We start from the raw sequence: 15,425 nt of genomic DNA, 5'->3' as shown, positions 1-15,425 counted from the left end.
ACTCCCCGCGTCGTGCAGATTATTTTGGTTGTATGAGTTTTATCTGCTTATAATGCATTGGTATGCAGGAATCGAACCGGATTCGAACGTTGCAATTAGTAATCACGGAAATTCATTTCGGATTACCGGCGAAACGAATGCTACATTGAAGGTACAGGTTACGGGAACTCCGTCTGAAAGACGCGGGCGTCTACAGGTAAAGCGTGAGTCCCACCGAACAAAATTAATGCAGGAAAATTCATCGTGACAAATTATTTAGTGACCGGCGGCGCAGGATTTATTGGCTCTCATCTGGCGACACGTCTGATTAAAGACGGTCATCGCGTTCGCGTCTTCGATAACTTAAGCACAGGCGCGCTGCATAATCTGGAACACATTAAAGATGATGTCGAGTTCGTGCAGGGAGATCTGCGGGATCTGGCAGCCGTCGAACAGGCTGTCGCCGGAGTCGAGATTGTTTTCCATCAGGCTGCATTGGCGTCTGTTCCCCGCAGCGTGGAACATCCGCTCGATACACACGAAGCCTGCGTGACCGGAACCATTCACGTCCTGGATGCCGCCCGCCGCTCAGGCGTGCAGCGCGTCGTTTATGCCGGCTCCAGCAGTGCCTACGGCAATCAGAAACAGATGCCTAAACATGAAGGGCAGACACCGGAAGTCCTTTCACCTTACGCCGCTGCCAAGCTGGCTGGCGAATTGTACTGTCAGGCCTTCGCCAATTCATACGATCTGGAAACAGTTCGCATTCGGTACTTTAACGTCTTTGGTCCCCGTCAGGATCCCAACAGTCCTTATTCGGCTGTCATTCCTCTGTTTACTTCCGCGTTGCTGGAAGGACGTCGCCCGAAAATCTTCGGAGATGGTCTGCAGTCTCGCGATTTCACATTCGTAGACAATGTGGTTCAGGCGAATATTCTGGCTTCACAGGCACCAGCGGACAAAGTTTCCGGAAACGTGTATAACGCGGCTTGTGGCAGTTCGTTGAATCTGATTGATCTGCTGAAATTCATCTGTGATCAGTTAGACAAGCCATACGATCCGGACTTCCAGCCTGAACGGACAGGCGATGTCAAACATTCCTGGGCAGACATTTCTGCAGCACAGCGCGATCTTGGATATGCACCCGTTGTGGATATCGAAGAAGGCCTGCGGAGGACGATTGACTGGTACGCCGGAGTAGCACAATCCGAATCGAAAAAATGCCTGGGTGGCTGTTAATCGGCCCACTTGAGGCTTTCAAAAACATTATCGTTATTACTGCATTCGCAGTGTAAATAGATCAGGACCCGCTGTCGTGAATACAGACTTTCAACCTCTGGATCAGCAATCCGATTTTGCCATCGATGGAATGGAAGAGCATGCCGAAATCAGCTCTTCCGGCCCCGGTGTCGATATCGTCAGGCTCCTGCTGCGCAATAAATATCTGCTGGTCGCAGGACTGGCAGCAGGTTTGCTGCTGGGACAGGCCGCGTATATGAAGCTCGGCCCGGTTTTTTCGGCCAGTACCAAAATTCAGGTCTCGCAGAAAAACCCGGTGCCGATCAAAGAAGGGGAAGTTCAGACCTTTGGAGAACTGACGGCGCATATCGATGTGATCAAGAGCCCGCGGATCGTGGGTGAGGCGGTGAAAGAAGCCAAACTGAATCAGCTCCCTTCACTCTCCGGTGAAGAGGATCCGACCGAGGATATTATCGATGGCCTGAAAGTGAAACGCATTTCCGGTAACGACCGTGCGTTCCTGAATATTCTGACGATTACTTATGAGAATCCCAACGCCAGAGATGCACAGGAAGTGACACAGGCTGTCGTCGATGCCTACAAGCGTTATCTGCATGAAGTCCGCGAAGAAAATACGGACGACATCATTCAACAGTTGAAGCAGGCGGAGAAGCAGATTGCCACTGAGTTGGAATTGAAGAAAACCGAATACCAGAAATTCCGCGAAAATGCACCTCTGTACTGGGAGAGCACTCCCGGTTCCGAAGCCGCTGTCGCAGGCAGCACCAACGTGCATCAGGAACGGGTCAAGGCCATCGATAACGAACGCCGCCAGAACCTGCTGAAACTGACCGAACTCAAATCAAAAATTGATTCACTCAAAGCCGCGATTGCCAGCGGTGAATCCCGCGAGACACTCGAACTGTTGGCGCAGCAGTTTCTGATGGGGCAAACCCGGGGGCAGACCACCAACGGTAATACCGGCGAGACACAGATTGCCACACCGGCAACCAGTCAGATCGAACGCGCCCGTACCGCATTAGAGACACATCTGATGCCCCTTTTGATTCAGAAGAATCGACTGGAACGAGACTACCAGAAAAATCACCCCGATCTGGATGCCGTCAATCGCAGTATCGAAACGATCATCAATCTCTATCGCCGCCAGGGGCTTGATATTTCTGCAGACAATCTGGAATCAGGGGAATTTCAGGTCGCCAAAACAGAAGACGTGGATTTTGTGAACGTCTACCTCAAATCCATGGAGCAGCAGCTGAAAGAACTGGAGAACCGGGAACTGGAACTGACGAAGTTATTCGATCAGGAGACGGAACTGGCCAAAAAGGTCGGCAACTTCCAGGTGGTCGATCAATCGTACAATGAAGAAATCGCACAACTCAAATCACAGCGGGATAACATTTTTAAACAGTTACTCGTCGAAAAAGTGTCACAAGGCAACAGTGGTTACACATTGACTCAACTGGCTCCCGTCAAAGATGAGCTGGTTGTGAAACGTCAGTTGAAATTCCTGATGGCGGGGGCCGCAGCAGGACTGGGACTGATCCTGGCATTTTCGTACCTCCGTGAAATGCGGGACACGACGATGAAATCCGTCGACGAAATTCGGAATCAGCTGCATCTGCCGATTCTGGGTGAAGTTCCTTCCTTCTCGGAAACTGAAGCGTCCGTGGATGAGAGTGAATTTGCTCCCGCGTTATGGTATTACTATCGTCCTGCGTCGAGGGAAGCCGAGGCCTTCCGCTCACTGCGTACGTCTCTGTTATTAAAAACAGATCGCAGCGGTGCGAAAGTACTGCAGATGACCAGTGCCGAACCGGGTGACGGAAAAACCACCTCGATTTCGAACCTGGCACTGGCAATTGCTCAGACAGGCAGAAAAGTGCTGATTATCGATGCCGACCTCAGACGGCCCACCATTCATAAGCTGTTTGGCCTCGTCAATTCCGCTGGCCTGGGAGATGTGCTGAGCGGTGAAATCGATGCCCAGACTGCGATTCGGGAAACACGCATCAATCATCTGTCGATTCTGACGGCGGGCATGTTGCCGGAAAATCCGTCCGAAATGCTGATGTCGCGCGGGTTTTCGGAACTGGTCAGTCAGTTACGTAACGCATACGACTATATTCTGATTGATACGCCACCGCTGGTCGTCGTCAGCGATCCTTCCGTGATTGCCTCCATCGTGGATGGCGTATTGCTGGTGGTTCGCATCGACAAGAACCGACGTGGCGTGATCCGTAAGGTGCAGCAGATTATTCAGACCAACGGAATCAAAGTGACCGGGCTCCTGGCGAACGGCGTTCAGTCCGGGAAATTCGGTGACTACGACTACGGTTCAGGCCCTGGATACAGCGACTATTATATCATCCCCTCGGAGATGCAGGCCAAACAGGCAGATGCTCCTGCGAAAACGAAACTCACCCATTAAACTGAGTGGAGTTTATGCAGAAGAACCTGGATTATTCTAACTCGATATCCAGTTCTTCAATCTTACGATACAGGCTGGACAGGCCGAGCTTCAAACGTTTGGCGGCTTCCCGTTTATCCGTGCTGTCTTTCAATACGCGTGTGATATGCATGCGTTCGTAATGCCGCAGCGCCAGTCGCAGATCGTCTACGTCCGGCAGCGGGGGTTCGTTCTGATGCAGTTCCGGGGGCAGATCGTTCAGGCAGATCAGCGTTTCATCACACATCATCACTGCGCGTTCGATGGCGTTATCCAGCTGTCGGACATTCCCTTTCCATTCCGCGGACATCAGTGTGCGAATGGTTTCGCTGGTTGCTCCTGTGACTCGTTTCCCCATTTTCCGGGAGTGCTTCGCGATGAAATATTCCACGAGTTCCGGAATGTCGTCAACGCGTTCGCGTAATGCGGGGATATGGATTTTCATGCCGTCCAGGCGGTAGAACAGATCTTCTTCGAATTCCCCCGACTTGACCATCTCGGCCAGGTCCTGGGTGGTTGAAGCGATCAGTCGCACATCAACTTTGACAGGCTCGGCACTCCCCAGCGGAAGGATCTCGCCGTACTCAATCGCCCGCAGCAGTTTACCCTGTGTTCCCAGGGGGAGTTGTGAGATTTCATCCAGATACACGGTTCCGCCGTCCGCATTTTTAAAGACGCCAATCTGTTCGGCTGAAGGGTACTGCAGCGAACTGTTGGCCGATCCAAACAGCTGCGACTCGAGGAGCTCGATCGGACGCATGCCGCAGTTGACCGCCAGAAAGCGTTGTTCGCGGTTCGGACCATTCGAGTGAATCGAGCGGGCGAACAGCTCTTTTCCCGTCCCCGATTCACCAGACAGCAGCACATTGGAATTCGTCGCGGCAATTTTTCGAATCGTGCTCTGCAGTTTCTGCAGCGCCTTACTGCTGCCGACCACTTCCTCGATTCCCGGGCTGCGGGCCAGTTCCCGTCTTAAGATCTGGTTCTCGTAGAAAATTTTCTGGTACTCGAACAGGCGGTTCAGTTTGTGCGACAGATCGTCAAAGATGACCGGCTTGACCAGGTAGTCGAAGGCGCCCGCTTTGAAGGCGGAGATCGTATTTTCGACAGTCGCGTAAGCTGTGATGATCAAAACGAAAATACTTGGCTTGATATTCTGCAGGCGGCGCAGGAGTTCAATTCCGTCTCCGTCGGGCAGCTGCACATCACAGATCGCGACGTTGAAATCCCGATCGCGGGCCAGTTCCAGCGCTCTGGCTACCGTGGAAGCCTGCATGGTTTCATAGCCTTCACTGGTAAGAAATTCTGCCAGCGAAGTCCGAATGACTTCTTCATCTTCGACAATCAGCACGGATCGATTGAGTTGCACGTTGGAGTTCGTCCTGTTCTTCATTCAAATTAGGTCGTTACAAATTTAATTTCTTTTGCCGGTCCGGGAGGAATATCTGCTGATCCCTGTAACTCCTCACAATTGAGAGAGACCACGAACCGGGCACCGTCTTTTACCGTATCATCAATTTCAATGGTACCGGAATTGGAGTCTTCCAGAATATTTCTGCAGACAAACAGTCCCAGCCCCGTGCCTTTTGCTTTGGTGGTGAAATAGGGTTGAAACAGCCGGTCTTTATCTTCTTCGCGGATTCCTTCTCCGCTGTCATGCACTGAAATAATAATCTGACCTCCGCGGGCTTCGGTGGTAATCTCGATCGATTGCCCTTCTTCCGTCGCATCCATGGCATTCAGGATCAGATTCAGAAACACCTGCACGAGCTGATCGCGCACTACCTGTACCACAGGCAGATCCTCCGCAAAGCGGGTGATGATATTTTTTCCCTTTTTCCGTTTGTAATACTTCGAAATGTTCAATGATTCGGTGATCAGATCATTGATCTGACAGCGGTTTCGCTCGGTCGTCGCCGGGCGACTGAAGTCGATCAGCTCACGGAGAATCCGCTGAATCCGACGCAGTTGCGCGTCGACCTCATCCAGTCGCTTGTTGGTGTATTCATCATTGTTATGGCGGTTGAGCAGTTGTACAAGCGAACTGATTCCCGCCAGCGGGTTTCCTACTTCGTGCGCAATACCCGCTGCCAGCAGTCCGAAGGCGGCATGTTTTTCCTGCTGGACCAGCAGCGCCTGTGATTCCTGCAGGTCGCGTGTTCGGCGGGCGATCCGATCTTCCAGCAGTTCCTGGTTCTGTTTCAACTGCGAGTTGGCCAGCGAAAGTTCCATGCTGGTGCGTTTCACCAGTTGGGAAAAGGCAATACTCGCCCACGCAACCCAGCCCATCCAGACAATCATCAGTAACAGCTGCGAGACCCAGTCGGACGGTCGGTTGGAAAATAACAGCGTTGAATAACTGATCAGATGCAGACACAGCGTCAGATACGCGATCTGCGGCGCGTGCCTGATGGAACAGACAATCAGCGAGAGGAGGTAGTAAAACCGGAAGGGACTGTTCAGGCCGGCGTCGTAGTGACAGAGCAGGCCGATGAACAAGGCCTCCATGACCGAAATGATCAGCGGGTATTCACCCAGAAAGACACGCCCGCGAAAGCTGAAGTAGGTATCCGCCAGCGCATAGATGGCACCCAGTGTCAGAATCCAGTTCAACTGGGGAACCTGAATCGCCGAACTGTTGCCACCAAAATTCACCAGCACATAACCGACACACAGTCCAAACCAGCGAATCCGCAGCGTAATTTCTTCCGCCGGCAGTTCCCAGGTAAACGCGTCGTGGTGGATGCGGTGAGTCGCAGAATAAGCAGGAGCCTCCTCTGGACGATTCTGTAACGCGTCACCCGCTGCGCTCTGGTTCTCCACGTTCAATGGGTCATTCATGGTCGAATTGGAAATTCTGTATCGTGCTGCTGATTCGCTGAAAAGTAAGATTCTGACAGACGGTTTATCAGATCCGGCAAGCAGAATGTGTGGTTCAAGTTTGGTGATCCGACACACTGGCTTCACGTAAACGAAGCTATACTATCACGAAACTGAAATTGATCTGCAATTACACATACGCTATTTTGATCCAGAAGTCGGCGAATTTTACTGTACAAAGAGGTAAAACCAGAACCACACCGAACTCAAACTCACAGGCACTCCGGGCCTGGTTCTTAAAAACAATTTATTTATGAATTTACGCAGGCAGAGAGATTTCGGAAAAGGTGGGGCGAATTCGGGGAATCGCCATAACTCACGTGATCAGTTCCATTTATTTTCAGCGTTGATTACGTATAGAATGCTACCAGACATTGTAGACATTCAGCAGGATTTAAGATCCGAATAGATTGGGAATTTATGAAAATCGTCGTAGCGAGCTCCGAAGCGATTCCATTTGCCAAGACAGGTGGACTGGCCGATGTGGCCTCTGCCTTGTCGAAAGCACTGGCAGCAGAAGGACATGAAGTCAGCCTGTTTTTGCCCTTTTATCCCCAGTCAACGGCGAAACGCGGGATTTCCCCTGACGATTTTACACCCTGTTCCGAAAAAGTGATGGTCAATGTCGGCAGCAAGCAGGTGGAAGCCCGTCTGCTGAAGGCTTCGTTTCCCGATTCGAAGGTAGACGTCTACCTGATCGAGCAGCCACGCTATTTTGATCGACCGGAACTCTATCATGAAAATGGTCGGGATTATCAGGACAACTGCGAACGGTTCATCTTCTTCAGTCGCGCGGTGATGGAGTTCACGGCACAACTCAATCTGCAGCCGAACATCATTCACTCTAATGACTGGCAGACCGGGCTGATTCCAGCACTGTTGAAAATTGAATATCAGCATCGACCCGGATTTGAGAAAACAGCCGCCGTTTATACGATCCACAATATGGCCTTCCAGGGGCAATACTGGCATTGGGACATGCTGCTGACCGGCATCGACTGGAAATACTTCAACCGGCATCAGATGGAATACTTCGGGCAGTTGAATCTGCTGAAAACCGGGATTGTCTTCTCGGATATGATCACCACCGTCAGCCCCACCTACGCGAAAGAGATTCGCACCGAACGTTTCGGCTATGGTCTGAATGGCGTGCTCGAATCCCACGCCGAACGACTGGTGGGTATCCTGAATGGCGTTGATACCAGTGAATGGAACCCCGAGACCGATCCGCATCTGGCCGCGCATTATTCCGTTAAGACTCTCGCCGACGGCAAAGCAAAGTGTAAAGCCGCATTACAGGAACGCATGGGCCTGCCTCTGAAGCCGGATACTCCTCTGCTGGGCGCCATCTCTCGCATGACGGATCAGAAAGGTTTCTCCCTGATTCTGGATGCCGCCGAAAACCTGCTGGCCACGGACGTGCAGATGATCTTTCTGGGAACCGGCGATCCCCGACTGGAAAAGGATTTCTCTGAACTCGCGAAACGCTTCCCGGACAAGGTCGCCACTTTTATCGGCTTTGATGAAGGGCTCGCGCATCAGATCGAAGCCGGTCTGGATATCTTTCTGATGCCCAGCCAGTTTGAGCCTTGCGGCCTGAATCAGATGTATAGCCTGCTGTATGGTACGGTCCCCATCGTTCACGAAGTCGGTGGTCTGGCCGATTCCGTCGTTGACGCGCACGCTGAAAATCTGGAGAACGGGACTGCCAACGGGTTTTCATTCTGGCACTTTGACGCGACCGTCCTCTATCGGCAAATGCGACGCGCCATCGATGCATACTACGACAAGCCATTCTGGAATCAGCTGATTCAGAACGGCATGACAAAAGACTGGTCCTGGAAACAGAGCGCTCAAAATTATCTGTCCGTTTATCAGCGGGCCATCAGTTATCGAAATAAAAACAGTGAGTCAGTATCCGCCACACATTGAGAATCAGGTAGTCTAACTAATCTTCTATTCCATACTGATGACGGGAATCGATGTCAGAGATCAGAACCGACCCTCTTACCGGCTTTACGACCATCTTTGCGCCGGAACGTGCCCGGCGGCCCATCAAAATATCTGAAAATGCCAACCAGTATGTCTCCACGCAGGACCAGATCGACTCCGATCCGTTTGCGGAAGGAAAAGAATCTGAGACGACGCCGGAACTGTTTGCCATCCGATCGCCTGACACCAGAGCCAACCAGCCCGGCTGGAAGCTGAGAGTGGTTGCGAATAAGTATCCTGCGCTGACGCCGGTTTCCGATTCTGAAGAATACGGCGTGCATGAGGTCATTGTGGAATGTCCCCAGTTTGAGACCCACGTTTCGCGGCTGGACCCGATTCAGTTTCAATATATGTTTCAGGCGTATCGACAGCGGGTTGCCGCCCATCGCGATGACCCCCGCATCAATTATGCGCTCATCTTCAAAAATCAGGGAATACTGGGAGGCGCTTCTCTGGGGCACGTACACTCACAGCTCCTTGCCAGCCATCTCGTCCCGCAGGCACTCCAGCAGGAAGTGCTACAGGCCCGGGAGTATCAAAGCGAGTATGGCTGCTCTCTCTTTCAGACGATTACACAAGACTCCGCTGACGGATTTTCCGCTCGCGTCATGTCCACCGAATATTTTGACATCATCTGTCCCTTCGCCAGTCGGTTTCCTTTTGAAACCTGGGTCATCCCCCGTTCCCTGCAAACGCACTTCGACCATTCCAGCGATCAGGAACTTGACGATCTGGCCGGTATCACGCGCCGTCTGTTATGCAGCCTGGAATCATTGCTCGGACGTCACGATCTCAATTATGTGATTCAGACGCCCCCCTATGATACCAGTGAAACGGACGGCTACACCTGGAGTCTGCGGATCTATCCACGCCTGGCCCATCTGGCGGGATTTGAACTTGCCTCCAATGCCTTCATCAATCCGGTTTATCCCGAACACGCCATCGAGCAGCTCAAACAGCAGTTGAGTTCCTGAACGTATTGTACCCTCTTTCAAACTCACTCTGCTTCCGATCGGGTTACGATCGGGTTACAGGGAAATCACTCGGCAAAATAGAGAGACGAGTTTCGCGTTAGGAGTTGTTGCAGTTAGCCAGACTGGTGAAATCTTACCTGCTTTAACAATTGACCTTCCTCCAGCGGTATTTCGAGATCGTTCGTGTCGATTTTAAGGGGACTTGGATTTTATTATCCTGAAAAGTCCTCTATGATTAGAAAAAGATTGGCTTTAAGATAAGCCAGAATCGTTTCAAGTCCTGCCAGCGCAGCGCTTAACGCAGGGAGCGAGGCGACCCGCCACGTATTTGATACCGTTCAGTTTTACAGCGTAATCGAAAGTTCTGTGTATCACACGGATGAAAGGATGCGGCCCATGGGCTGTCGACTTCGGCTTGTTTTAGTCATTCACAACCATCAGCCCGTTGGGAATTTTGAAGGCGTTTTTGAAGAATCCTATCAAAAGAGCTATCAACCATTTCTCGACGTTTTATCAGAATACCCTGATATCCCTTTTTCTCTGCATACCTCAGGCAGCCTGATGGAATGGCTGGTTGAAGCGCATCCGGAGTACATTGATCGGGTTCGTGGACTGGCAGATTCCGGGCAGGTCGAAATCCTGGGCGGACCCTTTTACGAACCGATTCTGGCAGGCATTCCCCGTTGTGACCGCATCGGACAGATTACCGCCTATTCCGACTATCTGAAAAAACTGTTTGGAACTCCCGTTCGCGGAATGTGGGTCCCCGAACGGGTCTGGGAACAGTCGTTCGTTTCTGATCTGGTCGATGCCGGCATGGAATTCACCCTGCTGGATGATTCCCACTTCAGTGCGGCCGGCGTTCGCGCAGATAAAATGCACGGTTACTACCTCTCGGAAGACGAAGGCCGCCTGCTCAAGATTTTCCCGGACAACGAAACACTACGCTACCAGATTCCCTTTACCGATCCCGTCGAAACAATTCACTACCTCAAAGAGATTTCCGACCATCATCCGCATTCGGTTGTGGTCTTTGGTGATGACGGCGAAAAGTTCGGCGCCTGGCCTGGCACCTTCGATCATGTTTACCGGGATGGCTGGCTGAAGAAATTCCTCGACCTCCTGCGTCAGAACAGTGACTGGTTGAAAGTGACTACCCTTTCGGAGTCGGTCGATTCCGTATCTCCGCTGGGAAGCTGCTATCTGCCTGATGCCAGCTACCGCGAAATGAATGAGTGGGCGCTCTCTTCCGAACGACAGCTGGAGCTGGCACAACTGAAAGAACAGTTTGCAGACGTCGAAGGCTTCGATCGCCTGAAACCTTATCTGCGTGGCGGGTTCTGGCGGAACTTCCGGGTGAAATATGCCGAACTCAACGAGATGTATACCCGGATGTTGCATGTCAGTAACCGACTGCAGAGCCTGGAAGAGACCGGCGTTGAAGCAGAAGACCTGCCCGCATTGCACGAAGCCCGCACCGAGCTGTACCGCGCACAGTGTAACTGTCCCTACTGGCATGGTGCCTTCGGGGGGCTGTACCTGCCTCACCTGCGGAATGCGATTTACAAACATCTGATCTCAGCCGACACGCTGCTCGAGAAAATTACTCACCGCGATGCCAACTGGCTCGCCGTGGAAGTGGGAGATTTCAATCTGGATGCCCGGAAAGAAATCAGAATGGCCAGCAATCGACTGGTCTGCTATCTCGCACCGGCGCAAGGCGGTCATCTGTATGAACTGGATGTGAGAGGCGCGAAACACAATCTGCTCGCGACCCTCGATCGGCGTCCGGAACCGTATCACGATATCATCCGCCAGGCAGCCATGGAACAGAATCAGGGCGCCAAAGACGGAGAGGACATTGGCAAAATCCATAATGCCGTCCGTTTCAAACAGCCCGGTCTCGAGAAAAAATTACAGTACGATCATACCCCCCGTAAATCGCTGGTAGATCATTTCTTCCAGCCCGGCGTCGATCTGGATACGGTCATTCAGGGGGGCGGAGAAGTGGGCGATTTCGTGCAGGGGGTTTACCTCAGCTCACTCAGACGAACCGACGAGGACTGCGAAGTACGTATGACTCGAAAAGGGTACGTCGGCCCTTACGAAATTGAACTCACTAAAACCGTTTCCCTGGCGAAGAATGCTTCAGGCTCTCTGGAAATCCATTACGAACTCTCCAACCTGCCTGCCGATGTTCCGCTGAATTTTGGCGTCGAGTTCAACTTTGCCGGGATGGCTGCAGGAGCCAGTGACCGCTACTACTACAATCATCTGGGTAAACAGCTGGGACAGCTGGAATCAAAACTCGATCTGGAAAAAACCGATCGCATCGGTCTGGTCGATGAATGGCTGGGGCTGGATGCCGCTCTGGATCTTTCCTCACCCGCCAGTATCTGGACATTCCCGATTGAAACCATCAGTCAGTCCGAAGGGGGCTACGAACTGGTCCATCAGAGTTCCGTCGTGATTCCTCACTGGGAGTTCGTCGCAGATGAACAGGGCCGCTGGTCTGTTACCATCACACTTTCGATGGATACCTCGGCAGCCCAGGCCAAAGCCCTCAGTGAAGCAGCTGCTTCCGGAGCATAAGCCTGGACCGTGAGGTCCTCTGGTGAAGTTCAGAGAAAGCGTTCTCAGGAAAAGAGTTCGTTGACGACTTTTCCGCCATCGACGATTTTCATCGGGCGGCCCAGCGGACTCATGTTTTCTTTGCGGGGTTCGACCTGTAACGACTTGCAGATCGAACAGAAGAGGTCGGTGACTTCGACCGGGCGATCCTGGACGGCGGAACCGTCTTTGGTCGAAGATCCAATCACCTGTCCCCCTTTGACGCCTCCCCCGGCCAGTGCGGCTGAGAAGACGCGCGGATAATGGTCGCGACCGGCGCGGGCATTGATCTTCGGCGTTCTGCCGAATTCGCCCATCCAGACCACCAGGGTCTTATCCAGCATGCCCCGCTGTTTCAGGTCCGTAATCAAAGCCGCCATCCCGGCATCCACTTCCTGTGCACGCGGCGACAGGGTTTCGGAAATATCAGCGTGATTGTCCCAGCCATTGGAGCGGACTTCGATGAAGGTCGAACCCGCTTCCACCAGTCGCCGGGCCAGCAGGCAACCTTTTCCGAAGTTGTTCTCGCCGTATTCGCGACGCAGTTCTGCCGGTTCCTGGTTTAAGTCAAACACTTTGGTCTCCGGACTTAAAACCAGCGAAGAGGCTTTGTTATAGATCTTGCTGTGATTCTTGACGACCACTTCACCGCCGCGGCTGGCGAATTCGGTATCCAGGCGCCCCAGCAGTCCCAGGCGTTTCTGGTAGCGTTTGTCGGTCACGGTTGCTGCGACGTTGTCGGGAATGTTCCCCGGATTGTTGATGTTGAACGGCTCGAAGTCCACACCCAGAAAACCGGCCCCTTCCGTTGCCCCGACAGAGACGATCGAGGGGATGTCCAGTTCGCGATCGCCGATCTCGCGGACAATGTTTGAACCCAGGCTCGGATGTTTCACACTTCCGGAAGGGACATAACCCGTATGCATCTGATAGGTGGCACGCTGGTGGTTCCCCTCTTTGTTTGTCATCGAACGGATCAACGCGATATCCTGCATGACTTTCGCGGTGTTTTTCCAGTCTTCGGAAATCTCAATGCCGGAAACCGCAGTTTTGATCGCCTGCTTCTCGCCGGCACTGGATGTGTTCGGCTTCGGATCAAACGTTTCAAACTGACTGGGACCGCCCGACATCCATAACAAAATCATCGCGCGTCCCTGTTTGCGGAGTTCTTCGGCAGAGACGCTCATCAGGTCGTGAAAGCTGAGGGTGCCTGCCGCCATCGCTCCCAGCGAAACGTTGCGGAGAAAGCTGCGACGCGAGAAACCGCCTCGAACTGCCTGAACCTGCTGATGGTGATAAAGACTCATAACGAACTCCTCATACTGAGGGGGGAATTGATGGGAAAATGAACTGGTTACAAATGTCTGTCGGAAATTGATCAGCGTTTGGTAATAAACTCGCTGGAATTCAACAGACTCCACATCAGATCTTCGAGCGCGTCATTCCGGTTGCCTGCTTCCTGAATGTAATCCTGGCAGATCTTCAGTTCTGATTTACTGGGCACTCGCGAAAGTGTCAGCAGATACAGTTCCTGAATGGCGTCATTGTTATCTTTAAAGTCTCTGGCGATCTGTGCCAGTTTCGTATTCCGGTCGGTTCCCAGCATTTCGTTCAATGTTTTCGAATTCATCATGAACAGTGCCTGGGGGACATCACCGGTGATTTCGTCCTGCGAGGTCGAAGGATCAAAAGTAAACAGTGCGCTGAACTGTCCCCGAGCGGATCGACTCCCCTGAAATCGTCGGCTGCCGAAGTTTCGGTTCGCCTGCAGATCGTCAACGCCGAACACCTGGGTGATCGCGGTGAAGATCTGGTCGCCTCTTAACCGTGTGGGAGATTGTGCCGCGAACGGTGTATGCTGCTGTTCGGTTTTCTTCTGCATTTCCCGCTGGTAAGCACGGGTGCTGGTAATTGTTTGACAGAGCCATTTCAGATCGTAGCCGCTGGCTGTGAAACCTTCCGATAAAGCGTTCAGGACTTCAGGATAGACGGCACTGCGTTCCGGGCCGATGTCATCGATGGGCATATAGAAGCCTTCGCCCAGCATTTCCGCCCAGAGCCGGTTGACGATCGCTCGTGAGAACCAGACATTCGAAGGGGTCGTTAAAAACTTCGACAGGGTTTCACGCCGTTCGATGTCGTCCAGTCCTTCCGGTGCTTTGGTGCCGACAAACAGGACCGGTTGCACGACTTTGCCCATGGAAGTCGGATCATTTAAATCGGGCATATGATATTCGGTCATGAACCGCGACATGTTATCGGGGACGGGGATACTTTTGATTTCTTCCGCCGTCAACGCTTTATCACCATCTTTATCCGCACGGGCCACCATTTGTTCAAAGCCACGGGCCATGCGGGTTCGCTGGACTTCCTGTTCGGTCAGTTTCCCGTCCCGGTTCCGGTCGTAAAAACGGAACAGCATGGAGGGATCCTGAATCATCTTAATGCGTTGGGCATACTGATTGCCGTCCCCGCCCCGATTCATGGAAACTACTTCAAATGTACGTGGCGTCGAATCACGTACCTGACGCACCCGAACGCGGGGAAAGAAGGCTGCCAGTTCATGGAAGCTGTTCCGCTTCCATTTGTCGGTAGGGTGATCGTGGCAGTTCGCACATTGAATCTGAATTCCCAGGAAGATGCGGGACGTTTCTGCCGCCAGTTCCGCCGGGTCTCCCTGATGAGCAAATATCAGAGCTGTCTCCCCGTTTTCGCGCACATCGCCGGTAGCCGTCAGCAGGGATGTGGTAATCTGATCCCAGCTTTTATTCTCATTGAGCTGAGTGGCCATCCACTCTTCGAATTCATTCTGATTCAGTCGCGACCGTGCATCAGTGGCACGCAGGTAGATGACATCACGCCAGTAGCGTGCCCAGTTCACACCGTACTCTTCTGATTTCAACAGGTCGTCAATGACGGCCTGTCGTTTGCCGGGGCTCGCATCCAGGCCGAACAGGATGACTTCCGATGTCGAAGGTTTGCGACCTGCCAGATCGAAGGTCACGCGACGCAGAAAGTCTTCATCGTTGGCCAGCGGCGCCGGTTTGATGTTTGCTTTTTTGAGTTCCGATTCCAGCAGTTGATCGATCTTCTTTGCCATCGAGACGGCATCGACTCTTTGCGCTTTAGTCGATTGATCCGCGTCCTTTGTTGCCGCGAATGCCGAAGACTGGCATAATGGAGCGGACAATGCCAATAGAAACAGGCAGGCAGTTTGAATCGTTCGTTTCCGGGTAAAACTCATCATGGCGTTTGACCTGTTAAAAGAGTCGGGGAAATGGTTC

At 52.6% G+C, this 15,425-nt stretch carries 9 protein-coding genes; 5 read left to right on the top strand and 4 right to left on the bottom strand.

Annotated features, from left to right (window positions below; translation table 11 throughout):
• Positions 1-243 precede the first annotated feature (243 nt).
• Together ACN0YN_RS15600 and ACN0YN_RS15595 are read left to right on the top strand one after the other, a co-directional pair.
• Complete coding sequence (locus tag ACN0YN_RS15600; protein ID WP_417385946.1) at positions 244-1,218, top strand: SDR family oxidoreductase; 975 nt, start codon at positions 244-246, stop codon at positions 1,216-1,218.
• Positions 1,219-1,294: 76 nt separating this feature from the next.
• Positions 1,295-3,667, top strand: coding sequence for a polysaccharide biosynthesis tyrosine autokinase (locus ACN0YN_RS15595; RefSeq protein WP_417385945.1), 2,373 nt, complete (start codon positions 1,295-1,297; stop codon positions 3,665-3,667).
• A 31-nt stretch (positions 3,668-3,698) separates the two neighbouring features.
• On the opposite strand, the gene ACN0YN_RS15590 is transcribed toward ACN0YN_RS15595, so the two are convergent.
• Complete coding sequence (locus ACN0YN_RS15590; RefSeq protein WP_417385944.1) at positions 3,699-5,054, bottom strand: sigma-54-dependent transcriptional regulator; 1,356 nt, start codon at positions 5,052-5,054, stop codon at positions 3,699-3,701.
• A gap of 29 nt (positions 5,055-5,083) precedes the next feature.
• Entirely contained in the window at positions 5,084-6,526 is a 1,443-nt protein-coding gene (locus ACN0YN_RS15585; RefSeq protein ID WP_417385943.1) for a sensor histidine kinase, read from the bottom strand.
• Positions 6,527-6,985: 459 nt separating this feature from the next.
• Between ACN0YN_RS15585 and glgA the strand changes: the two genes are divergently transcribed.
• From glgA to ACN0YN_RS15570, 3 genes are all read left to right on the top strand, one after another.
• Positions 6,986-8,497, top strand: a complete 1,512-nt coding sequence (gene glgA / locus ACN0YN_RS15580; RefSeq protein ID WP_417385942.1) for a glycogen synthase GlgA — start codon at positions 6,986-6,988, stop codon at positions 8,495-8,497.
• A 50-nt stretch (positions 8,498-8,547) separates the two neighbouring features.
• Positions 8,548-9,531 (top strand): DUF4921 family protein, encoded by a 984-nt coding sequence (locus tag ACN0YN_RS15575; RefSeq protein ID WP_417385941.1) that lies wholly within the window; start codon positions 8,548-8,550, stop codon positions 9,529-9,531.
• 396 nt (positions 9,532-9,927) lie between these two features.
• A complete protein-coding gene (locus tag ACN0YN_RS15570) occupies positions 9,928-12,123 on the top strand; it encodes an alpha-amylase/4-alpha-glucanotransferase domain-containing protein (protein WP_417385940.1) in 2,196 nt (731 codons plus the stop codon).
• 44 nt (positions 12,124-12,167) lie between these two features.
• On the opposite strand, the gene ACN0YN_RS15565 is transcribed toward ACN0YN_RS15570, so the two are convergent.
• On the bottom strand, positions 12,168-13,448 hold the full coding sequence (locus ACN0YN_RS15565) for a DUF1501 domain-containing protein (RefSeq protein ID WP_417385939.1): 1,281 nt from the start codon (positions 13,446-13,448) through the stop codon (positions 12,168-12,170).
• Positions 13,449-13,519: 71 nt separating this feature from the next.
• A complete protein-coding gene (locus tag ACN0YN_RS15560; protein WP_417385938.1) occupies positions 13,520-15,388 on the bottom strand; it encodes a DUF1549 domain-containing protein in 1,869 nt (622 codons plus the stop codon).
• Between the last annotated feature and the right edge of the window lie 37 nt (positions 15,389-15,425).

Origin of the sequence: Gimesia sp., assembly GCF_048260065.1 — a bacterium.
In the GTDB taxonomy this organism is placed as follows: domain Bacteria; phylum Planctomycetota; class Planctomycetia; order Planctomycetales; family Planctomycetaceae; genus Gimesia.
This window is presented reverse-complemented; position numbering and strand designations above follow the sequence as displayed.

Bases quoted from the DNA above. Each gene is read 5' to 3' on its own strand.
- ACN0YN_RS15585 (WP_417385943.1), bottom strand. From the start codon at position 6,526: ATGAATGACCCATTGAACGTGGAGAACCAGAGCGCAGCGGGTGACGCG.
- glgA (WP_417385942.1), top strand. From the start codon at position 6,986: ATGAAAATCGTCGTAGCGAGCTCCGAAGCGATTCCATTTGCCAAGACA.
- ACN0YN_RS15575 (WP_417385941.1), top strand. From the start codon at position 8,548: ATGTCAGAGATCAGAACCGACCCTCTTACCGGCTTTACGACCATCTTT.
- ACN0YN_RS15570 (WP_417385940.1), top strand. From the start codon at position 9,928: ATGGGCTGTCGACTTCGGCTTGTTTTAGTCATTCACAACCATCAGCCC.
- ACN0YN_RS15565 (WP_417385939.1), bottom strand. From the start codon at position 13,448: ATGAGTCTTTATCACCATCAGCAGGTTCAGGCAGTTCGAGGCGGTTTC.
- ACN0YN_RS15560 (WP_417385938.1), bottom strand. From the start codon at position 15,388: ATGATGAGTTTTACCCGGAAACGAACGATTCAAACTGCCTGCCTGTTT.